The organism is Lapillicoccus sp., from assembly GCF_039935575.1.
GTDB lineage: Bacteria > Actinomycetota > Actinomycetes > Actinomycetales > Dermatophilaceae > Lapillicoccus.
Map to the genome: position 1 here is coordinate 1 of NZ_JBDTKA010000102.1, position 21,388 is coordinate 21,388.

The following is a 21,388-nucleotide window of genomic DNA, read 5'->3' on the forward strand; positions in this document are numbered from 1 at the left end:
ACACCTCAGCGGGCATCGGCGGCCCGCGGCTGGTCTCCCCGGGCTTTGGCCACTTGGGCCAGGACGGCGATCTCGTCGAACACGCGCCACTCGTGAATGATCTTGCCCTTGCGCAACAGGAACTGAGAGGCACCGAGGATCTCTATCGGTGAGTTCGTGACCGGACCATAGAGCGGAGCCCCGTCATAGGTACCGGCGAGCCGCCACAACACTCCTATGCGGGTGCCCTGTTCGTCGGCGGTGTTGATGGCGATGTCGCGCACCTCCACGGTGGCGTCCGGGAACGGTGCCAGCATCTGGATCAGGTCGCTCTGGTAGTTGCCCAGCCGGGTGCGGATGCGAGCCCTGGTCGTCTCGAGGAACAAGTCGCGATGGGTGTAGTCCGCGACCCGCTCCAGGTGTCGGGCGTGCCACACGGTGTCGATGAAGTCGCGGATCATCTCCGCCTCCGCACGATGGGTGTCGGGCCGGGGGCCGGACTCGCCATTACAGACCACGTCGGCCGGGGCCTGCGTGCCGAACAGGCCTTCGGGCTCGTCGGTGAACGCCAGCGTGCGCGCGATGCTCTCGGGGTCCAGTCCCAAGGTGGTTACGACCCGCCACTCGTCACGCACCACCCACTCCTCCGCAACGAGGCCGTCACGCACCAGGCAGATTGCCATGTTGCGGGACTCGGACTCCCGTCCAGACGGTGGGCCGTAGGCCCAGACGCCTTGCTGGGGCCCGGAGTGAAACACCCGGTGGTGGCTGATGAAGGCGTTGTCTCCTCGCGGCTCGCAGATGACGTCCTCGGCCGTGCCGACTCGATTCGGGAAGGCGCTCTTCTTAACCAGTGAGCCTCGCAACACCGTCTCCATCGAGCGGATCGGCCCGTACGCTCCGTGCACGGTCATCTGGTCTGCGTAATGCTCGCCCAATCGCCCGAGGCCGTAGTCCCGCCAGATTAGGTCGGTCCACCCAAGGATGTACTCCTCGGGCGAGTCGAAGGGCGCGTACACGCTCGGCTTCAGTTGCATGGCGAAGTGGAACCTTTCGGCCTAAGTTGCCCCTTGCGGGCTGGGGTCGCCTCGTGTTCCGAGGACGCGTGAATACGTATACACGCACTGAAACGCCGACGCCAAATGCCGAGCAGCTCGTCTCCGCCCGGGCCGCTCGACTCGGCACGCTCCATGAGCTGACACGCGAGACGCCGGTGGCGGTCCTTGCCGAAGCCATCGGATCCTCCGCTAACACCCGCCAACACCATCGAGAGACATGGCCTGGCGTCCTATCGCGCGACCATGCCAGCCGACAGGTCGATGTCCGCGCCGCAGAGCCCTGGCATTTGCAGCATTGCGACCAGTGCCGCCGCCACCTCGGACTCCGTGACCATCCGCCCCAGGGCCGCGCGGGAGACGAACGCCCGTTCCGCTTCCTGCACGCTGGTGTGGGATCGTTCGGCTTCCAGGGCGAAGTTGCGTGTCATCCGGGGCCCGCTGACCGGGCCCGGTGACAGGGTGTTGACCATCACCCCGGCCGGACCGACCTCGTAGGCCAACGTGGTGCTCAGACCGATGACGGCCATTTTGGACGCGGCATAGGGAGTCCGGTTCGGCAGCGGCCGTTTGCCGCTGACCGAGGCGATGTTCACCACGTCGCCGGCGCCTCGGGCGACCATCGGCGGCAGGAACTGCCGGCACATGAGATAGACGCCACGCACGTTCACGGCGAACACCTCGTCCCACTCGCTCGGCGTGACGTCGATCAACGACGCTACCGGGCCCGCAATGCCAGCGTTGTTGACCAGGATCGACACCTCCTCGCCGGCGAGCTCCTCGCCGAGGGCAGCGACCTGCTCGGGGCTCGACGTGTCGCAGACGGCGGTGCGGGTCGGACCGTCGATCTCGGCTGCGACCTCGCCGAGCGTCTGCGCTCGTCGGCCGACGAGGACCACACGAGCGCCACGAGCGCCCAGGGTCAAGGCCATCGCCCTCCCGAGGCCGTTCCCGGCGCCGGTGACCAAGGCGGTCCGACCACGGATGGGGTCGTGTCCCGGTCCCGTGTCGCTCATACGCCGGACGGTGCCCAGTCGAGAGCGTCTCCGGCATACTTCCATGCCCGCACGTCTCCGGACCGGGCATGCCCCTCGAAGAGCTCGACCCGTGCCGCCCGACCGCACAGCCGGCCGAGCTCGGCGCTCGCCTGCTCGTCGCGGACCTCCTGGTAGGTGACGGTCTTGAGGTACTTGCCCACCCACAGCCCACCCGTATAGCGAGCGGCACCCCGGGTGGGAAGAGTGTGATTCGTGCCGATCACCTTGTCGCCGTAAGAGACACAGGTCCCCTCTCCGAGAAAGAGTGCTCCGTAGTTGCGCATGACCTCCAACGCCTCCCGGGGGTTTCGGGTGAGCACCTGGACATGCTCCGAGGCGTACTGGTCGGCCAACTGGTAGGCCGCGGCGAGGTCCTCGACCACCGCCACCTCGCCGTGGTCGCGCCAGGCAGGTTCGGCGAAGTCACGGGTCGGCATATCCGGCAGGATCTTCTCGATCAGCTCGATCACCTGGAGGCCGAGCTCGCGTGAGTCGGTGATGAGGACGGCGGGCGAGTCGGGCCCGTGCTCGGCCTGGCTGAGCAGGTCGACCGCGACGACGAACGGGTCGGCGTGCTCGTCGGCGATGACGAGGATCTCGGTCGGTCCGGCCAACAGGTCGATTCCCACCTCTCCGAACAGCTGGCGTTTGGCCTCGGCGACGTAGGCGTTGCCGGGCCCGGCCAGCAGGTCGACCTTGCCGATGGTCTGCGTGCCGATGGACAGGGCAGCCACCGCCTGGGTGCCTCCCAGCAAGAAGATCTCGTCCGCCCCGGCCAGTTGCAGGGCCGCCACCGTCGCGGCCGGGATCTCCCCACGAATCGGCGGCGTGCACGCGCGGACGGTCTCGACACCGGCGACCTTGGCGGTCACCACCGTCATGTGCGCCGACGCCACCAGCGGGTAGCGGCCGCCTGGGACGTAGGCTCCGGCCGCGGAGACCGGGATGTTCTTCTGTCCGAGGAAGACACCCGGCTCGGTCTCGGCCTCGAAATCCAGGAGGGCGTCCCGCTGACGCTGGGCGAAGTCGCGGACCCGGGCCTGCACGGTGACGATGTCCTCGACCGCCTGCCGCGGCACGGTCGAGATGATCTGCTCCACCTGCTCGGCGTCCAGCAAGAACGACTCGGGTGACCATCGGTCGAACTTCTCCGAGTACTCCCGCACGGCAAGGTCACCTCGGGCCCGGACGTCGGCGATAACCTGCGTCACCGTCTCGCGGACACCGTCCGCTCGCTGGAGGTCCTCAGTGGTGGCCGGCGCCGACTTCAGATACTCGGTCATGTCTCTCCTACGTTCGGGTGTCCACACGGCCACTAACCGCGGGCGTTGGTTCAGCATTTCCTGTATACGTATACACGTCAATCGACAGACACACTCTGGCCCCGACTCATCAGATCTCACGATCTCACCGACCTCGCCGAGAGGAGACCGATGACGAAGCGGGTGACCGGCCACGACGTCGCTCGGCGGGCCGGAGTGACCCAGGCCACGGTGTCGCGGGCCCTACGCAACCTGCCGGGGACGTCGCGGGGCACGCGTCAGCGCGTCCTGCGCGCGGCCGCCGAGCTGGCATACATCCCGAGCGAGAACGCCCGTTCCCTCTCGAACGCTCGCCCGCGGCGGGTCGCCGTGGTGTCCGACGCACTGACCAACCCCTATTACCCCCAGCTGGTCGAACCGCTGCGCCGGCACCTTGGCTCGCGGGACCTGCAGATGGTGCTCGTGACCGAGACCACCGGCCCGGCCGGCACCGGGGTCAGCCTCGAGGCACTGGCCGACGGCTCCTACGACGGCGTGATCCTCACGACCACGACCCGCACGTCGTCGCGTCCTCGCGACCTGACCGAGCGGGGCATCCCGCACGTGCTGGTCAACCGGGTCCTCGACGTCCCCGAGTCGCCCGGTTGCACGGTCGACAACACGGGGGGCGTTATGCGGGTGGCGGACCTGCTCGTCCGCGCGGGACATCGGCGCATCGCCGTCATCCAGGGACCCACCGACACCTCGACCGGCCGGGAACGCGCGACAGGATTCCGCGCCGGCCTGCGTCGGCACGGGGTTCCGCTGCCCCGGTCCCTGGTCCGCCGGACCGTGTTCGACCACGACGCGGCGATGGGGGCCGCGATCTCGCTCCTGCACTCCCCCGACCCACCCACGGCCGTCTTCGGCGGCAACGACGTCATCGCGCTCGGGGTGCTCTCCGCCGCCACGACTCTCGGCATTCGCGTCCCCGAGGACCTCACGGTCATCGGTTTCGACGATATCCCGATGGCCGGATGGCCGCTGGTGGGCCTCACAACGGTGCACTGCGATCTCGACGCTCTGGCGCAGGTGGCGGTCGACCTGCTTGCCCGGCAGCTGCGAGGTGGCGCCGTGGCCCCGGAGACGAGGAGGATCCCCGTCTCGCTCGTGGAGCGCCGGACGCACGGGCCGGCTCCGACCCGATGACGTCGCTGCCGGTCTCCATTCGGTGCCTGAGGATGACGAAGCGACGACCACCCTCGCGGTTCAATCGCCTTGTCTGCTCGCGCAGGCCCGGGCGCCCAAGGGTGGTTTCAGCATGGAGAACGGGGCAGGCGCGAGCGTCACGGACGCGCAGACGCGGTGCGGACCCCTGGCACCGCGGGCAGGACGCCCTGGACCCGACGCGACTGCTCCGGGGTCAGGCGCAGCGCGAGAGCCCCCGCACTCTGCCTCAGCCGGGCTGGCGTCGAGCACCCGACCACCAGACGCAGGGGTAGGTCGAGCTCCAGCAGGGCGGCCAGCGCGACCTGGCCCGGCTCGACCCCGGCCTCGGCCGCGACGCTCCGGACGACGTCGCGAGCGTGCCGGTTGGCTGGCGTGTCATAGGTGTCCGTCGCGCCCACAGCCCCGTCGAACCAGCCCTTGGCCTGTGCGGAGTAGGCAAACAAGGTGAGATGGCTGGCCTGGTGCAGGTCGAGCATCGGCCCGTCGGCGGCCGTGAGATCGGCCGCCCACCCGTCGGGTCGTGGGGCCGCGGCGGCAAAAGCGGCCTGCGTGGCGACGAATCCTGGTGCGGCGCCCGCGGACCGCATCTCGAGCACCTGCGCGACCCGCGAGGTGGACCAGTTCGAGACGCCGTACCACCGCAGCAGCCCCTCGTCGCGCAACGCCTCGACGGACTCGATGATCTCCTGCACCGACAGCGCCGGGTCGTCGCGGTGGGTGAACCACAGCGCGAGCCGGTCGAGCCCCATCCGCTCGAGGCTCTGCTCGACGTCGTGGCGCAGCGACGGTCCGTCGAGCCGGGGTTGGTGCGGGCGGGAGAGGTCGGGATGGCCACCTTTGGTCGTGACCAGCATGGGGCTGGAAGGGCGAGCCCGTAGCCATCGGCCGATCGTGCGCTCGCTACAGCCTGCCTCGGTATCAGGCAGCCAGTCGGCATAGACGGCGGCGGTGTCGATCATGGACCCGCCGGCCTGCGCGTATGCGTCCAGCACGGCAAACGAGCTGTCGCGATCCAGCCGGCTGCCAAGCATGTTGCCGCCCAGGACGAGCATGCTGACATCCAGGTCGGTGCCGGGCAACCGCACGGCCTCCATCGTGCCCACTAAGTCAGTCACGCTCCACGGCCGCGAGGGCCTCGAGCGACCGGATGACCGACCAGATGTCGAGCTTGCCCTCACCGTGTGCCTGGCGTGAGGTCATCAGCTGGCGAGCGGTCGCGGCGAACGGGGTGACCGTGCCGACACGGACGGCGGCGTCGAGGGCAAGGTCGAGGTCCTTGGCCGCCGTGTCGACGTCGGAGGGAGGATCGCCGAAGGTGCGGTCGCGCAGCATCGGAGCCTTGAGCGACAGCTGGCGTGACCCGAGGGGGCCGGCCTCGAGGACCTCGATCACCGTGTCGTAGTCGACACCGCCCTGGGCGGCGAAGGTCACAGCCTCTCCGATGAGGGCGGCGTACGCCCCCACCACGATGCTGTGCGCCAGCTTGAGGTAGTGCGCGGCCTCCCCCGGGCCGACGAACCGGACCTCACGCGCAAAGGCGGCCAGCACCGGAGACACCGCGTCGACGTCATCCTGGGCGCCGGAGGCGAAGACGGTCAGCTGTCCCTCTGCTGCCAGCCCCGTGCTGCCCGCCACCTTGGCCCGCACGTACCGGACGCCCAGCCCAGCCGCCGCTGTCGCGATGTCGGCCGACACCTGTGGGGACACGGTGCTGAGGTCACAGAAGAGGTGGCCTGGCCGGGCACCCGCGAGGATGCCGTCCGGTGACAGCGCGACCTCTCGCAGCACTCGGTCGTTCATGACCATGGTGAGGCTCACCGCGCTGCGGGCCGCGACCTCGGCCGGGCTGTTCGCGCACTCGGCCCCCGCGTCGGCCGCCTCGGCGGACCGCCGCGGGTCGATGTCGTAGGCCACCACGGGCCGGCCGGAGCGCAACAGACATCCCACCATGGGGCCGCCCATGCGGCCCAGTCCGACGAACCCCACCGTAGGAGCGCCTGTGGGCGTCAGCGCAGCGTCGTCGGGAGGGGGCGAGGTGGTCTCGGCCGTGGAGTCCGTCATCGTCGTAGGCGTCGAGACTCGGTCAGTCGTCCATCGTGGAGGCGGAGACGACGGACCACGGGGCGAGATACCCGTTCGCGTCGTAGGCCACGTCCTCGTTCTGAGCCCCCTTGAGCACCAGTTCGTCCCACTCCAACCGGGCCCGCCCGTCACCGCCGGTCACGATGTACATCTCGCCCGTGTCGTCCCCGACGTTGACCATTTCGCGCCAGGCCAACGGGGGGATGGAGAGGGTGTCGTTCTCCTCGAGGATCACGGCCACGGGCTCCTGTTCGTTGAGGCGCACCTCCCAGCGCCCCTTGCGCACGATGAGGACCTGCGTCTCCGCAACCCGATGCTGAAGCATCGCCTTACCGGGCTCAGCGCGTACCACGGCCAGCGAGAACCCGTGTGGGTTGAAGATCGCTGGCTCCTGGCTGCGGTGCTCGGTGATGCCGAACCCGATGATGAGAGCGAGGTCGACCTGGCCCTCCTCCAGCGCCGTGCAGATGAGCGCCCGGCTGGACCAGGACCGGTCCTCGACGGTGACCAGGCGTCGTCTCATCCGCTCGACACTCCAGGTCTCGAGCTCGTCGATCTGCGCTTGAGGCATGGGGGTGACGAGCTCGACCTCAGGGTCGATCTCGCTGCCGTCGGAGGTATCCAGGAGCTGGTTGTCCGCGGTGAGATAGAGCCCGAATCCCTCCGCCTCACGCAGGACGCTGGGCCCCCAGATGATGCCCCCGGTGTTGTTCTGGCCCAGGACGGTGAACATGAAGTTCTCTTCGGGCCCGGTGTTGGTGAAACCTCGGTAGATCCAGGTCGGCACCGAGACGACATCGCCGGCTCGACCTACGAACTCGCCCGCCTGACCGTCCACGCCCCATCGGAAGGTGTACTCACCGTCGACGACGAGGAAGACCTCGGCCGTGAAGTGCATGTGCAGTGAGTTGGTCACGCCGTTCGGCATGGCCGCGCCGCCCACGTTGTAACCGTGCGGGATCTGGAGGTTGATGTACTGGTCAGGGTTCTGCGAGACGCCCGACCCGATCAGTGCGTAGTTCTCCTTCAAGTCCGACCCGGGGGTCCGACAGTCGATGAAGGCGGTGTTGCAGGAGATCAGCGCGTCCCTGCGGATAGTCCGGTCGGCCATCTCGGACTCGGTGACGACGATGCTGCGACGACGAGGCATGAAAGCATGCTTGCATACGTAGTCATCCAACGCAAGGATGCACCCACCCGCCTGGCCGACCGCCCGCGGCAGCCGGTCCGTCAACGCACGGGAGGCGGTGCGTGGGTGTGGCGCAGCACCAGCTCCGTGGGCGCTATTACGTGTTGGAAGGCCGGCTTCGGTCCACTCTGGATCCGGTGCACGAGTAGCCGAGCCGCTTGCGCGGCGTTGTCCTTCACCGGGTTGGACACGGTCGTGAGGTCGAAGACCGGCCAGCTCGCGACGGGGAGGTCGTCGAACCCGACGACGGTCAGATCGCGGGGCACCTCGATCCCCCGCTGCTTCGCCCCGTTGAGGACGCCGACCGCAACCCAGTCGTTGCCGCAGAACAACGCAGTGGGTCGGGGGTCCAGCGTCATCAGCCGCTCGAACGCGGCAAACCCCGCCGGCGTGGTGTAGTCCGTCCGAACGACGGCCTCCGGCCGGACCGCCAGGCCTGCCGTCGCCAGCTCGCTAAGGAACCCCGCCTCCCGGTCACGGCTCGTCGAGGTGTTGGTCGGCCCGAGGATGGCGCCGATGTCCCGGTGCCCGAGGTCGATGAGCAGACGGGCAGCCTTGGCCGCACCGCCCCGGTCATCGGCCGAAACGCTATCTCTTTCAACCAGATCACTCATACGGCTGAGATAGACGAACGGGAGGCCGTGACGGTCGAGCTCGTACGGGAGGGAGGATCCGGCGATCGCGGTCGACAGGATGGCCCCGTCCACCGACCGGTCGAACAGACCCGAGACGTCCTCCAACCGGGTCTGGTCCTCGACGAACAACAGTGTCTGGTAGCCAAGCTCGCAGAGGGCGTCGTGGACGGGAGTCAGCAGCGTGGAGAAGAGCGGGTTCCCAAGGTCAGCAACCATGGCGATCCGGCCCGTGGCCTGGGTCACCAGGGCACGGCCGAGGCGGTTGGGCACGTAACCCAGGGCCTGGGCGGCCCTCTCCACGCGCTCGCGCGTCGCCGCGGGGACGTTGGGCGCGCGGCGTAGGGCGCGCGACACCGTGGCTTGGGACACGCCCGCCAACCGGGCGACGTCGTGGCTGGTCACCGAGCTCGACGGGCGGTCGAGATCAGCTGGCCAGCCGGCCCCTGCAGCACGCCCAGCCATGACTCTCCGTCCCTGGTTCGGCCGCGAGGCCGCGCAACCGATCGGTCTCGATCTTAGCCGTAGTCTTGACGAACCGGGGTGAAGTGTGAATACGTATGCACATCCAATCCCCCATGGAGGTCAGATGTCCCGCACGCGCTTGTCCCCCCCACGATCTCGACGAGCCCTCGTCGCGGCCTTCGCCGGCGGCGCTCTGATGCTGACCGCCGCATGCGGCGCAGGGACCAAGACGGCGGCTAGCCAGGCCACCAGCGTCGGCTGCGCTGTCACGCAGCCCAGCACCCCCACAACGGTCAATATCCTCGCTTACAACTCGTCGGCCATCGACCCGTTCACCAACACACTGATCGCTAGTTGCCAGAGCCCCACCCTGACGTTCAAGCACGACCCGGTGGACTTCGGCGGCCAGGTGCAGAAGACGGCCACGACGCTGGCCGGTGCCAAGGGAGCCTTCGACCTCGTCGAGATGTACTCCCTCGTCATCCCGAAGTACAACGACAAGATCGTCTCGCTCGACGACATGTTCGCCAAACACAAGGACACGTTTAAGCTGGGCGATCTCGACCCGACCATGCTGAAGGGGATGAGCTACAACGGGAAGCTGTTCGGCATCCCGACGCAGGCCAACATCACGACCTTCGTCTACCGCAAGGACATCTTCGACGGGCTCGGCCTCAAGCCCCCGAAGACGTTCGCAGATCTCAAGGACGCGGCCGCCAAGATCCAGGCCTCTGGCAAGGTGAAATACCCGGTCGCCATGCCGCTGCTAGCCTCCGGCGACGTCTCGACCCGCTTCATGATCGGCCTGTTCTCCCAGGGCACGACCTACGTCGACCCGACGACCAAGAAGCCGATGTTCAACTCCCCCCAGGGCAAGAAGGCGCTGCAAGCGGTTAGGGACCTGGTGCCGTACATGGACCCCCAGGTGACCACCTTCGACCAGCCCAAGGTTCAGCAGCAGATGTTCAACGGGACCGCCGCGATCGGGGAGATGTACTCCGGACGCATGCTCGACCTGGTCCAGCAGAAGAACTCCAAGTTCTACGACAAGTTCGCCTTTATGGAGCCACCGGCGATCGAGGCCGGCGGCAAGCCGTGGGCGACGGTGTCTGTCGACGGCTGGTCGATCCCGCAGAACACCTCGGTCGACAAGGACCTGGTGTTCCAGGTCATGGCCGCCTCGGTCAGCGAGGCCGCCGGCAAGGCCGCCGTTCCGGGCGCCTTTCCCTCCCGGAAGGGTCTCGCTACCAGCGCGACCATGCCCTGGTTCGACGCGGTGACGGCCACCCTGAACGACGGTGCGCAGACGCCGCCCATGGAGAAGTGGACTGCCGATATGCAGACCGCCACCCGTGAGTTCATCGCCCAGGGCATCACGGGCGCCCTGTCGGTCGACGACGCCCTCGCCAAGGCACAGGCTGCGGCCGAGAAGGTCCTGGCCGCCGCCGGCGGCTGAGCCCGCACCTGGTAGCGGCGGGTCATCCGCCCCGCCGCTACCAGACGGCCCACCAGGCCAGCCCCCGGGGAACCCACGTCCCCGGACCTAGCGCTATTCGACGAGGGAGTCTGTATGCGGCGCAAAGAGTTCCTGTTCCTGGTCGGACCCAGCGCCGTCATCATGACCGCGTTGCTGGTAGTCCCACTCATCCAGACCGTCATCTGGAGCCTGCAGGACGTCACCTACGGCGAGCAGGGCGTCTGGACCGGGCTGGCCAACTACACCGCGGTGCTCGGGGACGGCCAGTTTCGTCAGGCGGTTCTGTTCACCGTGGGCCTGACGCTCGTCGGCCTGATCCTCAAGCTCGTGTTCGGCTTCGGTCTCGCCGTACTCCTCCAGCGCACCGGCCGGATCCGACCCATCTTTCTCGGTTTCCTCCTGTTGTCCTACATCGTCCCCACCGTGATCGGGGCGGTGGCCTTCTCCTGGCTTTTCGACAGCAACTTCGGTGGCCTCGTCAACTGGCTCCTCCAGCACCTCGGGGTGTCGAACCCGCCGTTGTGGTTCTCCCAGCAGTGGCCCAACCGGTTCATGGTCCTGGCCAACATCGTCTGGCACGAGCTGCCGTTCTCGATCCTGATCCTGCTCGCGGGGCTGCAGGGTGTGAACACAGAGGCGATAGAAGCCTCGCAGATCGACGGCGCCAGCTGGTGGCAGCAGCAACGCTTCGTGGTGATTCCCTCGTTGTATCCGCTCATCGGCTTCATCTCGCTCATCACGATCATGGACGGGCTTCGCGTCTTCGACGCGCTGATCCCGTTGTCGCCGAGCGCCGTCTCACTCGGTAACGAGTCCGTGATGCTCTACGTCTACAACGTCGCGTTCGCGGCGGGGGACCAGAAGGTCGGCCTCGGCAGCGCAGTCAGTGTCATCACGATGGTCATCATCTTCGTGCTCCTGGTGCCGTTCATCCGGCAGACCTACCGAGAGGTGAAGGCGTCATGAGCGTCCCCGTCACGACCGAAGCCCCGCTCGCCAAGGTGGCGCCGACCGCCGTCCGCCGAGGAAACAAATCCCGCAATACGATCGTCGTGCTCTTGGTCCTGACCGCCGTCGCCTTCGTCATGGTGACACCGTTCATCTGGACCACGATGGCCGCCACCAAGTCAACGGCCGAAGCGTTCGCCAACCCCCCGGTCTTCTTCTACCAGCCGAGTCTCGACGCGTTTGTCGCGCTGTGGCAGGAGACCAACTTCGCCCAATATCTGCTCAATACGGTCGTCGTCGCCATCGCCAGCGTGATCATCGCCCTCATCGTGGGAGCGCCGGCCGCCTACGCATTGTCCAGGTACGGCGGACGGATGGGAGCGCTCCTGCTCGTCCTCGCTCTGATCTTCCGCGCGCTGCCTCGCTTCGCCGTGGCCCTTCCCTTCTACAACTTCGCGCAGGCCCTGGGGATCTACGACACCAAGATCGCGCTGATGATCGGTCTCGTCGCTCTGAACCAGCCCTTCACGATCTGGCTGCTGCGCAACTTCTTCATGGAGATTCCCCGCGAGCTCGACGAGGCCGCCATGGTCGACGGGTGTTCCCGTCTGCAGACGTTGGTCCGCGTCATTCTTCCGGTCATGGGGCCTGGCCTCGTGACCGCCGGCATCTTCACGTTCCTCTTCGCCTTTCAGGAATACCTGCTGGCCCTGGTCCTTACGGACACCGAGGCGAAGACCATCCCCGTGTTCATTGCCACCCAGATCGGGCAGAACCTCCCGCTGCTGCAGCAGGCCAGCGCCGCCACCGTCCTGGTGGCCCTCCCGATCCTCGTCCTCGCCATGGTCGTGCAGCGATTCCTCGTCGCCGGCTTGACCGGCGGTTCCGTCAAGGGCTGATGACCTGGTCCTCGCCGACTCCGCACCCACCACCACCTGCCCCGACAGCGCCCAGGAGAACACGTCATGCAGCTCGACCCGGTCCGCACCGGTCACCTCTCCAACCGTTACCACCACCTCAAGTCCCCCGCCCTCGATGGGCCGCCGGCACAGCGCGACCCGGCTGTCATCGCGACCGTGTCGCGCATGCTCTCCGAGATCGAGAAGGGCGGCATCGACCGGGTTATGGGCTACGCCGCAACCCTCGACCACTGGGACGGGCGCGACCCTGAGCTCTCGTCGGAGCAGATCGAGCAGCTCATCGACCGCATCCCGGCCGATCTGCGCGAGGCCCTCGACGTGGGCCGGGAGCGTACGCGTGCCTTCGCCCAGCTCTCCCGCTCGAAGCAGACCGACTTCGAGGCCGAGCTCGTCCCGGGCCTGGTGACGGGGGTCCGTTACATCCCGGTCGGCCGGGTTGGCGCATACCTGCCCGCCGGCCGGTTTCCCCTGTTGGCCAGCGCGTTCATGACCGTGAACGTCGCCAAGGCGGCCGGAGTGCCGTCTGTCCTCGCCTGCACACCGCCGCAGCCCGACGGCCAGCCCGACCCCGCCGTGCTCTATGCGGCGCACGTCTCAGGGGCCGACCGCATCTTCGTCCTCGGTGGGGTCCAGGCCTTGGCCGCGATGGCTTTTGGCCTCTTGGGGGAGGCGCCAGTCGACATGCTGGTCGGAGCGGGCAACGCCTATGTAGCCGAGGCCAAGCGGCAGCTTTTCGGCGCGGTGGCCATCGACCTGCTGGCCGGCCCTTCCGAGGTCGCCGTCATCGCCGACGAGACAGCCGACCCGACACTGGTGGCGGCTGACCTGCTCGGCCAGGCCGAACACGGGCCGGACTCACCAGCCGCCCTCGTGACCACATCGGAGGAGCTCGGCCGCAAGGTCGTCAACGAGGTCGAGCGGCAGCTGGACGAGCTGAAAACCCAGGACATCGCGCGCGTCTCGTGGACGAACCACGGCTCGGTGATCGTGGCCGACTCGCCCGAGGTCGCCGTCCAGCTCATGGACGACCTCGCCCCCGAGCATCTCGAGATCATGACCGGCCGGGACGACTGGTACCACGACTCTCTCACCAACTACGGGTCGATCTTCCTGGGCAGCTGGAGCACCGTCGCCTACTCCGACAAGGGCATGGCGGGCAGTAACCATGTGCTGCCCACAGCCGGAGGAGCGCGGCACAGCGCCGGTCTTTCAGTCTCTAAGTTCCTCAAGGCGTTGACCTACCAGCGGGTCCGACGCGAAGCGACTCCCCTGCTGGCCGACCCGGTCGCGACGATCTCCGAGTACGAGGGGATGGCCGCCCACGGCGCGACCGCCACCTTGCGCATCGCCCGGCTCGAGTCGGAACCGAGCGAGACCCCCTCGTGAGGCCGGACCTTGCGGCTCCCAGTCGTCGCAACCTACCCAGGAGGTGCCCATGGTGACCCCACCCCGAGTTGACCCACTCGACCTCGCCGCGCGGGTACGACGCGGAGACCGGCTGCTCGGGGGCCTGGTCCGGATGCCCGCCGAAATGCTGGTGGAGCTGACTGGTCTGGTCGGGCTCGACTACCTCGTCCTGGACGCCGAGCACGGGCCGGGTGACCAGGTCGCCATGGCCCATCACATCTCCACGGCGGAGGCGGTCGGCCTGCCGGTCATCGTGCGCATCGGGGGGCTCCATGAGGTGCTGCGCGTCCTCGACCTCGGCGCCGCCGGGATCATCTACCCCCACATCGACAGCGTCGACGAGGCGAAGGCGCTGGTTGAGGCCGTCCACTACCCTCCGCGCGGACGTCGCGGGTTCGCCGCCTACACCCGCGCCGGTTCTTACGGCCTGCGCACGGGCGCCGAACACCTGCACCGGTATGCCGACGGTCCGCTCGTCATCGCGATGATCGAGAGCGAGGCCGCGGTCACTGCGGCGGCTGACATCGCCGCCGTCGACGGGATCGACCTGCTTTTCCTCGGGCCTGCGGACCTGGCCGCCGATCTGGGAGTCCTGGCCGGTGACCAAACCCCTGTCGCCCTGGCCCTGGCCCAGGTCCGGGAGGCTGCTGGGGGCCGCGTCCTGTCGATCTGCGGCGACGAGACGACGGCGCGGGCGCATTTCGACGCGGGTTCCCAGGTTGTCGTCTACAACCTGCAACACGCCGTGTCCGCCACCTTCGTGCGGCTGGCCACAGCTGCGCCTAACACAATCCACGCCGAGTCGGGGGCACCCGCTGACCTTCAACACGTGCTGTTCCTCAGCGGCATGCTGGGGGACCGGTCGACGTGGCAAGACGTGGCCGCGGACCTGGCGGACGTCGCGCAACCGTCATTCCCCCGGATCGACGGTCACGACACGGTCGAGGCCATGGCGGCCGCGCTCCTCGCGCAGGCTCCGGCCCACTTCGCGGTGGCCGGCCACTCGCTGGGCGGGATCGTGGCCCTCGAGATGGCCCGCCAAGCCCCGGAGCGGGTCACCCGGCTGGCCCTGGTCAACACCAGCGCGCGAGACGCATCACCAGAGCAGCTGCAGTCGTGGGCCGAGCTGACCGCCCGCACCCGGTCCGGCGAGTTTGTAGACGTCGCTGCGCAGCTGGGTCGCGACACGCTGCCCGAGGGTGGTCGCGATGCCAACCTGGTCGCTCGCAACACGGCCATGGCGACCACGGTCGGACCCGAGGGATTCCTGCGTCAGCTCGCCGCTCAGGCCGTCCGACCCGACTCCCGACCGGCCCTGTCCGCTATTACGGTTCCAACCGTCGTCATCTCCGGCACCCTCGACGAGGTGTGCCCGCCCGCGCTGCAGGAGGAGCTGGCTGCGGGGATACTCGACGCTCGTCATGTCGTCGTCACAGCCGGGCACATGGCCCCTCTCGAGGCTCCCCGCGAGGTCGCGAGCGCCCTTCGAGACTGGCTCGGCCTCTGAGCCTGATTCCGGCCCTCGTCTCTGACCGCACCACAACCCTGAGGAGCATCTCGTCCCATGCTGTCCGCGCAGGCCTACGCGCCCTATCCAGACCCCGAGACGTATATCGTCGAATGGACCGACAAGATCTGGCAGAGCTACGGAATGGGCCTGATCCGCGACCACTATCACCCCGACATCAAGCTGCACGGGGCCTACGGTCACAGCGGTGGCCGTGAGTCGATCATCGAGGGCTGTTTCGTCAAGAAGACCGCGTTCCCCGGCCGCGCCTTCACCGCCGAGGACGTCGTGTGGGAGGAACGGACCGACAGCTCGTGGGTCAGCTCCCACCGCATCGTGAACTCGGGGATCCAGAGCGGCCACTGGCAGTACGGGCCTCCGAGCTACCGGACCTCGACCTCGCGCAACATCGCGCTCTGCCTCGTTCGCGACGCGTTCATCGTCGAGGAGTGGGTGGTGCGCGACGAGTGGGCCGTGGTCGAGCAGAACGGTCTCGACGTCGGCGCCATCGCCCGAGAGCTCGCGACGCATCCGAACCCCATGATCCTCGGCACCGGCTGCGACGAGGGGATCTTCGGACGGCCGCCGGAGAACCCCCTCGTCGCCGGAGACTCAGGGCCACGACCGGACTCTCATCCGACGCAGTGCCGCATGGTCCTCGAGCTCATCGAGCTCGCCTGGAACCAGCGCCTGCTCAACCTCGCCCCGACATACCTGCATCGCAGCCACGTCTGCCATACCAGCCGCTACCGCAGTTACTGCCGCCCCGAGGGCTACCAGCAGTCGTTAGGCGAGCTGATCGCGTCCTTCCCCGACGCCCGGTTCGACGTGCGTGACGTCGCCGCCAACACCGACCCGTTTCATGGCACCCGGGTGTCGGTCATGTGGAACATGCGTGGGACGTATGCGGGTGCGCCCACCTATGGACCTCTCACCTACTCCCCCGTCGACGTTCTCGGCATCTCGCACTTCGTCCTGCGGGACGACAAGATCTACAACGAGTTCCGGGTCTTCGACGAGCTGGCCGTGCTGACCCAGATCGAGAGGGCGAGAGCCCAGGTGCAATCGTGAGCGCCGACGCGTCGGCGGCCCGGCCCGCCCCGGCTGAGCTGCCCGACACGGTCGACACGGTCATCGTCGGTGCCGGCCTGATGGGGTCCGCCACCGCGTGGCACCTCTCCCAGCGCAGGGTCGACGCACTCGTCCTCGAGCAGTTCGAACCCGCAACGAGCCGCGGCAGCTCGCACGGGTCGGCCCGGATCGTTCGGCGCGCTTACCCCGAGGACGACTACGTGCGCCTCACCGGGGAGGCCTTCGAGTGGTGGCGTGAGCTGGAGATCCAGTCTGGCACCACGTTGCTGCGTATGACCGGCGGTCTCGACCACGGGTCATGGCGCCAACCCGAAGTGATCGCCGAGGCACTCGCACGTCACGACGTCCCGCACGAGCTGCTCAGCGCTCACGAGGCGGGCCGGCGGTTCCCGGGCATGGTGTTCGAGGGGCCCGCGCTGTTCCATCCCCAGGCGGGCACGGTCGACGTGGACTCCGGGGTGCACGCGTTCCTCGACCTCGCGGCGGCTTCAGGCGGGCGTCAGGTATCGGGAGTCGAGGTCACCGGGCTCGACGTCGACGAGGACGGCGTCACCGTGCGCACCACCGCGGGCACGGTCCGGGCCCGCACGGCGGTGGTTACGGCAGGAGGCTGGGTCGAGGAGGTAGTCGGCGCCCGCGCTCCGTTACCGCCCATCCGTGTCACCGAGCACCGCGTCTTCCACTTCCCGCGGCGCGACGAGTCGGTGACCTGGCCCGTCACCCTGCACCGCGACGCGCTAGACGTCTACCACCTCCCGGGCGGCCGAGACGCCGGACCGGGCAACGCGCGCAAGATTGCCGAGCACACCGGGCCGGTGAGCTCCGCCCGCTCCCGCGAGGGCGTCGTAGATGAGGCGAGCCGGGCGCGCATCGTGGAGTACGTCGAGCGTTGGCTCCCGGGTCTCGAACCCACCCCGTTCGCCGAGACCACCTGCCTCTACACCTCCACGCCCACCGAGGACTTCCTCATCGACCGCGTCGGACCTCTCGTCGTGGTCTCGGCCTGCTCGGGACACGGGGCCAAGCTGGCCCCCACCGTTGGCCGCATCGCCGCTGACTTGGTCACCGGCGACGACCAGGTCGTCTCGCGGTTCACGTTCTCGGCGCACGCGGACACGTCGTTCCCCGCCACGCGGACCATCCGTTCCGCCTGACCACGAAGCGCAAGGAGCACCACTATGGCCCTCGATCCCATTGCTTATCAGCCCTATACGGATCCCGACGACTTCATCCGCGAGGTCACCGACCGGATCTGGGTGGACCGCGACATCCAGCACATCTACGACAACTACGAACCCGACTCGGTCGTGCACGTCGCTCTCGGCACCATCACCTCACGGGCCGAGGTCATCGAAGGCAGCACTCTGCGGATGGCCGACAGCGCCGCCCACCCAGGCGGGATGCCCGGTCAGGCCGAGGACGTGGTCTGGGAGGCCCGTGGCACCGACGGGTTCCTCAGCTCGCACCTCGTGTTCCGCGGAGAGGACCGTCTCGTCGACGGCCGTTGGCATCGCCTCAACCTGCACAGCGTGGCCAACTGTCTCTACCGCCGAGGGCGCATGGTGGAGGAGTGGATCGCACGCGACGGCTTGGCCCGCGCGCTCCAGACGGGCCAGGACCCCGACGAGGCCGCCAGGTCCCTGCATTTCAGGGGGTACTCAGGATCCTGGCTGCGACCCGCACCGCAAGACGTCCTCGCCGAGGGCGACAGCGGGCCCCGGCCCGACGACTACCGTGACGAGTGCCAGCTCGTCCTGGAGCTGATCGAGCAAGTCTGGAACCAGAGGAACTTCGCCGCCCTCTCTAGCCTGATCGTTCGCGACGTCTTCTTGCACAGCAGTGGAGCCGCCACCTATATCCGGCCGAGGGGATACCAGGACGAGACGCTGCGGTTACTGCTCGCCTTCCCGACCGCCCACTTCGAGGTCCGCGACATCCAGACCAACTACCACCCGCGGTACGCCGGCCTGCGCATCTCGGTGCTGTGGAAGATGACGGGGTCCTACGACGGGCGGCCGGTCTACGGTCCGACGACCAACCAGGACGTCGACCTGCTCGGCGTCTCCCAGTTCCTCGTGCAGGAAGGCCGGGTCGTGCGCGAGCGTCGAATCTTCGACGAGATAGCCCTGCGAGCCCAGATCAACCAGACCCGCGGCGACGGCGGCGAGGTAGGCCCGGCCAACATCTACTTCGTGTAGACCTCCAGCTCGCCCACCGGTATGTCAAAGCCCAGCTGCTTCCATGCGTGTGTGCAGACGCGGGTGGCTACGAAGGCGTTTCCCTGTGTGGCCGTCCGTCATCTCCGACCGGGTCAGCGCAGCTGGTTGATCCGGATCAGGTTGCCCGCGGGATCGCGGAACGCGCAGTCTCGGATCCCGTATGGCTGCTCCGTCGGCTCCTGGACGACCTCGGCGTCCGCCGCCTGCAACTGCTCGAAGGTGCCGTCGAGGTCGGCGGTGGCGAAGGTGATGATCCCGTAGGTGCCCTTGGCCATCATTTCCGAGATGGTGCGGCGTTCGTCGTCGGTGATGCCGGGGTCGGCGGCGGGCGGATGGAGAACGATGGACGTCCCAGGCTGGCCGGGCGGGCCGACGGTGATCCAGCGCATCCCCCCATAACCGACGTCGTTGCGGACCTCGAATCCGAGTGTGTCGCGGTAGAAGGTCAGCGCGGCGTCAGGGTCGTTATGCGGGAGGAAGGCCGCGTTAATGCTGATGTCCATGCCCGTCAGGTTAGGTGCGGCGGTGGGAGAATGGCTTCTCGATTCCTGACCGTCTGCGATGGCGCCGACATCAGCCCGGGTCTGTATCCATCACCCGCGATGGTCGGTTCCGCACCGGCCGGGTGACCTGCTTCACCACGCAGGTCGGGATCCCGACAGTGGAGCTCGCCGCCTGGCGTCGGTAGGTACTCGGAGGCATACCGACCAGCTCGGTGAAACGGGTGCTGAAGGTGCCCAGGGACGAGCAGCCCACCGCGAAACAGACCTCGGTCACGCTGAGATCGCCTCGACGAAGCAGCGCCATGGCCCGTTCGATGCGTCGGGTCATCAGGTACCCGTACGGAGACTCGCCGTACGCGAGCCGGAACTCACGGCTGAGGTGACCGGCCGACACGTGCGCACCGCGGGCGAGCGCTTCGACGTCCAGCGGCTGCGCGTACTCCCGGTCGATTCGGTCGCGGACCCCACGCAACCGCGCGAGGTCACGCAAGTGCTGCTCCCCGGCGAGAGTGCTGGTCACCTGCGCGATGGTGCCACGTCCCGCCGTGGCTGCCTATCGCGACTCGTTCTCGACCTGACCTGTTCACGCCAATCCCATCGCACAGGCGACACAGGTACGTGCATGAGGTCGAGCCTCCAAACGTGCTGTGTCCAGCGGCAGCCCACAGCGTTCACACCGCCCGTATGCGCCCGCAGCCAGCCGCTCCTGCGCCGCGACCGTCTCCGCCTGGTGCACCCGCGCCTGTCGGGTCAGCGCCGCCAGCTGCGACCGTTCGAAGGCGATGGTCGGGCCCTCTGGGTCGTGCTCGTCGTCAGCGTTCGAGTCCTGGGAAGCCGCCACCAGCGCCGCCATATCCGCATCCAGCATCGCGAGGCGTTCGGTGACCCGGGCATGCTCTCGCGCCAGGTGCTCAGCCACCTCGTCCAGGCTCACTCCTGCGACGCTACTCGGCGATCTCCTCCCTGGCACCGCGCCTGTCCCCCTGACCCGAGCGGCGAAACTCGTTTGCCGCGTGGGCGGTCATCTGTTTCGCTGGGCGCTCACCCGATGAGGAGGCCGATGAGCCAACCCACCCGCACGACGAACGGCATCGCCTACGACCGGGCCGGACCCTGGGGCCAGACGCCCGTCGTCCTGCTTCACGCCGGAGTCGCGGATCGGAGGATGTGGGACGCCGTGTGGCCCGGTCTAGTGGCAACAGACGACACGGTGCGGCTGGACCTGCGCGGCTTCGGTGACTCTTCTGCGCGGCCAGCCGGACGACTTTCCCCGGTCGACGATGTCACCGAGTCGTTGGCGGAGCTCGGTATCGGGCGGTGCCACCTGGTCGGGGCGTCCTACGGCGCGGGAGTCGCTGTCGACGTGGCGCTCACCCAGCCTGCGCTCGTCTCGTCGTTGATGCTCGTCGCCCCGGGAGGGTCGCTGATCGCCGAGGCGACTCCCGACCTGCGGGCGTTTGTCGACGCCGAGCGGGCCGCCTTGGCAGAGCACGACCTGGACACCGCCGTCGAGACCAACCTCGTCGCCTGGGTCGACGGACCGCACCGAGACCGGTCATCCGTGGACGCCTCAGTGCGCGAACGCGTCGGCCAGATGCAGCGTCAGGTCTTCGAGCTGCAGGCCGACTGGGACGACCTCGAGGAGGACGAGCTCGATCCCCCAGCACTTGAGCGGCTGAGCGAAATCCTTGTTCCGACACTCATTCTCGACGGAGCGCTCGACATGGAAGCCATCCACAACACCACGCGCACCCTCACCGACGCCATCGCGGGGGCGACGCTGGTCAGCTGGCCGGACTGCGCGCACCTGCCGTCGATGGAACGACCCACCGACTTCGTCGCGCTCCTGCTGGACCACTGTGCCGACGCGATGTGACGGCCACGGGGCGACCGCCCACCTGACCAACAGTCATACCAGCGCCCGTAGCAGCTCTCAGAGGGAGTTCAGTACCTCGGTCATCTGCTTCTCGGTGTCGTCGGCGATCTTCTCGAAGATCAGCTTCATGGCCGGCGCCATCAGCGCAGCCGCTCCGTGCATGTCGAGGTCAGCGCGGTAGGTGACCTCGCTGCCCTCCCCCGACGGCAGGACCGTGATCGTGTCCGTGGAGGTGACGCTCTTGTTCCTGCCGACGAGAACCAGGCCGGCGTCGCTCAGCTGGGTGAGCTTGTACTCCAGCTCGGTGGTGACACCAGCGATCTTCGACACGTTGCGCCAGGTGGTGCCGACCTCGACCGGCGCACTCCCGGTCTGCGTGCACGTCTGCGTGCCCGGATCCCACTCCTCTGCCCTGCTGAAGTCTTTGAGGTAGTCGATCACGACCTGCGGGCGGGGAGTGACCGTGAACGTCCTCGAGACAGTGGGCACGCGTTCTCCTTGGTTCCGTGACGTCGGCGGTGGTTCGCCC

21 protein-coding genes are annotated in these 21,388 nt (G+C 68.0%); 10 read left to right on the forward strand and 11 right to left on the reverse strand.

The annotated features are described in order from the left end of the window. Positions 1-5 precede the first annotated feature (5 nt). The 3 genes from ABI385_RS12435 to hisD (ABI385_RS12445) form a co-directional block, all read right to left on the reverse strand. Complete coding sequence (locus ABI385_RS12435) at positions 6-1,016, reverse strand: ester cyclase (protein WP_348104062.1); 1,011 nt, start codon at positions 1,014-1,016, stop codon at positions 6-8. 251 nt (positions 1,017-1,267) lie between these two features. Next, the gene (locus ABI385_RS12440) at positions 1,268-2,050 is read right to left on the reverse strand and encodes an SDR family oxidoreductase (protein WP_348104063.1); all 783 of its coding nucleotides are present in this window, start codon (positions 2,048-2,050) and stop codon (positions 1,268-1,270) included. Then, positions 2,047-3,354 (reverse strand): histidinol dehydrogenase, encoded by a 1,308-nt coding sequence (gene hisD / locus ABI385_RS12445; protein ID WP_348104064.1) that lies wholly within the window; start codon positions 3,352-3,354, stop codon positions 2,047-2,049. The genes ABI385_RS12440 and hisD (ABI385_RS12445) overlap by 4 nt, the downstream gene beginning before the upstream one ends. Positions 3,355-3,504: 150 nt before the next feature. On the opposite strand from hisD (ABI385_RS12445), the gene ABI385_RS12450 reads away from it, so the two are divergent. Further along, positions 3,505-4,521, forward strand: coding sequence for a LacI family DNA-binding transcriptional regulator (locus ABI385_RS12450; protein WP_348104065.1), 1,017 nt, complete (start codon positions 3,505-3,507; stop codon positions 4,519-4,521). Positions 4,522-4,658: 137 nt separating this feature from the next. Here the strand turns inward: ABI385_RS12450 and ABI385_RS12455 are convergent, their stop codons facing one another. The 4 genes from ABI385_RS12455 to ABI385_RS12470 all read right to left on the reverse strand — a co-directional run bounded on the left by ABI385_RS12455 (position 4,659) and on the right by ABI385_RS12470 (position 8,910). Further along, entirely contained in the window at positions 4,659-5,657 is a 999-nt protein-coding gene (locus ABI385_RS12455; RefSeq protein ID WP_348104066.1) for an aldo/keto reductase, read from the reverse strand. Beyond that, a complete protein-coding gene (locus ABI385_RS12460; protein ID WP_348104067.1) occupies positions 5,650-6,603 on the reverse strand; it encodes an NAD(P)-dependent oxidoreductase in 954 nt (317 codons plus the stop codon). The genes ABI385_RS12455 and ABI385_RS12460 overlap by 8 nt, the downstream gene beginning before the upstream one ends. A 22-nt stretch (positions 6,604-6,625) precedes the next feature. Beyond that, the gene (locus ABI385_RS12465) at positions 6,626-7,774 is read right to left on the reverse strand and encodes a cupin domain-containing protein (protein ID WP_348104068.1); all 1,149 of its coding nucleotides are present in this window, start codon (positions 7,772-7,774) and stop codon (positions 6,626-6,628) included. 80 nt (positions 7,775-7,854) lie between these two features. Beyond that, positions 7,855-8,910, reverse strand: coding sequence for a LacI family DNA-binding transcriptional regulator (locus ABI385_RS12470; RefSeq protein WP_348104069.1), 1,056 nt, complete (start codon positions 8,908-8,910; stop codon positions 7,855-7,857). Positions 8,911-9,034: 124 nt separating this feature from the next. Here ABI385_RS12470 and ABI385_RS12475 point away from each other — a divergent pair, with 124 nt between their 5' ends. From ABI385_RS12475 to ABI385_RS12510, 8 genes are all read left to right on the forward strand, one after another. Next, positions 9,035-10,366, forward strand: coding sequence for an extracellular solute-binding protein (locus tag ABI385_RS12475; protein WP_348104070.1), 1,332 nt, complete (start codon positions 9,035-9,037; stop codon positions 10,364-10,366). Positions 10,367-10,480: 114 nt separating this feature from the next. After that, a complete protein-coding gene (locus tag ABI385_RS12480; protein ID WP_348104071.1) occupies positions 10,481-11,353 on the forward strand; it encodes a sugar ABC transporter permease in 873 nt (290 codons plus the stop codon). Further along, positions 11,350-12,234, forward strand: a complete 885-nt coding sequence (locus ABI385_RS12485) for a carbohydrate ABC transporter permease (RefSeq protein ID WP_348104072.1) — start codon at positions 11,350-11,352, stop codon at positions 12,232-12,234. Before ABI385_RS12480 ends, ABI385_RS12485 begins: the two co-directional genes overlap by 4 nt. A gap of 66 nt (positions 12,235-12,300) precedes the next feature. Continuing rightward, the gene (gene hisD / locus ABI385_RS12490; protein ID WP_348104073.1) at positions 12,301-13,641 is read left to right on the forward strand and encodes a histidinol dehydrogenase; all 1,341 of its coding nucleotides are present in this window, start codon (positions 12,301-12,303) and stop codon (positions 13,639-13,641) included. A gap of 49 nt (positions 13,642-13,690) precedes the next feature. Continuing rightward, complete coding sequence (locus tag ABI385_RS12495; protein WP_348104074.1) at positions 13,691-15,169, forward strand: aldolase/citrate lyase family protein; 1,479 nt, start codon at positions 13,691-13,693, stop codon at positions 15,167-15,169. 57 nt (positions 15,170-15,226) lie between these two features. After that, positions 15,227-16,240, forward strand: coding sequence for an ester cyclase (locus ABI385_RS12500; protein WP_348104075.1), 1,014 nt, complete (start codon positions 15,227-15,229; stop codon positions 16,238-16,240). Continuing rightward, positions 16,237-17,415, forward strand: a complete 1,179-nt coding sequence (locus ABI385_RS12505; protein ID WP_348104076.1) for an FAD-dependent oxidoreductase — start codon at positions 16,237-16,239, stop codon at positions 17,413-17,415. Before ABI385_RS12500 ends, ABI385_RS12505 begins: the two co-directional genes overlap by 4 nt. Positions 17,416-17,439: 24 nt before the next feature. Further along, the gene (locus ABI385_RS12510; protein ID WP_348104077.1) at positions 17,440-18,459 is read left to right on the forward strand and encodes an ester cyclase; all 1,020 of its coding nucleotides are present in this window, start codon (positions 17,440-17,442) and stop codon (positions 18,457-18,459) included. A 113-nt stretch (positions 18,460-18,572) separates the two neighbouring features. On the opposite strand, the gene ABI385_RS12515 is transcribed toward ABI385_RS12510, so the two are convergent. From ABI385_RS12515 to ABI385_RS12525, 3 genes are all read right to left on the reverse strand, one after another. Then, positions 18,573-18,983 carry a VOC family protein gene (locus ABI385_RS12515; protein ID WP_348104078.1) on the reverse strand — a complete coding sequence of 137 codons (411 nt, stop codon included), beginning with the start codon at positions 18,981-18,983 and terminating at the stop codon, positions 18,573-18,575. A gap of 70 nt (positions 18,984-19,053) precedes the next feature. Beyond that, positions 19,054-19,503 carry a helix-turn-helix transcriptional regulator gene (locus ABI385_RS12520; protein ID WP_348104079.1) on the reverse strand — a complete coding sequence of 150 codons (450 nt, stop codon included), beginning with the start codon at positions 19,501-19,503 and terminating at the stop codon, positions 19,054-19,056. A gap of 63 nt (positions 19,504-19,566) precedes the next feature. Next, on the reverse strand, positions 19,567-19,917 hold the full coding sequence (locus tag ABI385_RS12525) for a TraR/DksA C4-type zinc finger protein (protein ID WP_348104080.1): 351 nt from the start codon (positions 19,915-19,917) through the stop codon (positions 19,567-19,569). A 126-nt stretch (positions 19,918-20,043) separates the two neighbouring features. Here ABI385_RS12525 and ABI385_RS12530 point away from each other — a divergent pair, with 126 nt between their 5' ends. Beyond that, positions 20,044-20,859: an alpha/beta hydrolase gene (locus ABI385_RS12530; protein ID WP_348104081.1), complete on the forward strand. Its 816-nt coding sequence runs from the start codon at positions 20,044-20,046 to the stop codon at positions 20,857-20,859. A gap of 57 nt (positions 20,860-20,916) precedes the next feature. Here ABI385_RS12530 and ABI385_RS12535 read toward each other — a convergent pair whose 3' ends face one another. Beyond that, entirely contained in the window at positions 20,917-21,348 is a 432-nt protein-coding gene (locus tag ABI385_RS12535; RefSeq protein WP_348104082.1) for an SRPBCC family protein, read from the reverse strand. Positions 21,349-21,388: the final 40 nt, after the last annotated feature.

Bases quoted from the DNA above. Each gene is read 5' to 3' on its own strand.
- ABI385_RS12435 (WP_348104062.1), bottom strand. From the start codon at position 1,016: ATGCAACTGAAGCCGAGCGTGTACGCGCCCTTCGACTCGCCCGAGGAG.
- ABI385_RS12440 (WP_348104063.1), bottom strand. From the start codon at position 2,050: ATGAGCGACACGGGACCGGGACACGACCCCATCCGTGGTCGGACCGCC.
- hisD (WP_348104064.1), bottom strand. From the start codon at position 3,354: ATGACCGAGTATCTGAAGTCGGCGCCGGCCACCACTGAGGACCTCCAG.
- ABI385_RS12450 (WP_348104065.1), top strand. From the start codon at position 3,505: ATGACGAAGCGGGTGACCGGCCACGACGTCGCTCGGCGGGCCGGAGTG.
- ABI385_RS12460 (WP_348104067.1), bottom strand. From the start codon at position 6,603: ATGACGGACTCCACGGCCGAGACCACCTCGCCCCCTCCCGACGACGCT.
- ABI385_RS12465 (WP_348104068.1), bottom strand. From the start codon at position 7,774: ATGCCTCGTCGTCGCAGCATCGTCGTCACCGAGTCCGAGATGGCCGAC.
- ABI385_RS12470 (WP_348104069.1), bottom strand. From the start codon at position 8,910: ATGGCTGGGCGTGCTGCAGGGGCCGGCTGGCCAGCTGATCTCGACCGC.
- ABI385_RS12475 (WP_348104070.1), top strand. From the start codon at position 9,035: ATGTCCCGCACGCGCTTGTCCCCCCCACGATCTCGACGAGCCCTCGTC.
- ABI385_RS12480 (WP_348104071.1), top strand. From the start codon at position 10,481: ATGCGGCGCAAAGAGTTCCTGTTCCTGGTCGGACCCAGCGCCGTCATC.
- ABI385_RS12485 (WP_348104072.1), top strand. From the start codon at position 11,350: ATGAGCGTCCCCGTCACGACCGAAGCCCCGCTCGCCAAGGTGGCGCCG.
- hisD (WP_348104073.1), top strand. From the start codon at position 12,301: ATGCAGCTCGACCCGGTCCGCACCGGTCACCTCTCCAACCGTTACCAC.
- ABI385_RS12495 (WP_348104074.1), top strand. From the start codon at position 13,691: ATGGTGACCCCACCCCGAGTTGACCCACTCGACCTCGCCGCGCGGGTA.
- ABI385_RS12500 (WP_348104075.1), top strand. From the start codon at position 15,227: ATGCTGTCCGCGCAGGCCTACGCGCCCTATCCAGACCCCGAGACGTAT.
- ABI385_RS12510 (WP_348104077.1), top strand. From the start codon at position 17,440: ATGGCCCTCGATCCCATTGCTTATCAGCCCTATACGGATCCCGACGAC.
- ABI385_RS12515 (WP_348104078.1), bottom strand. From the start codon at position 18,983: ATGGACATCAGCATTAACGCGGCCTTCCTCCCGCATAACGACCCTGAC.
- ABI385_RS12530 (WP_348104081.1), top strand. From the start codon at position 20,044: ATGAGCCAACCCACCCGCACGACGAACGGCATCGCCTACGACCGGGCC.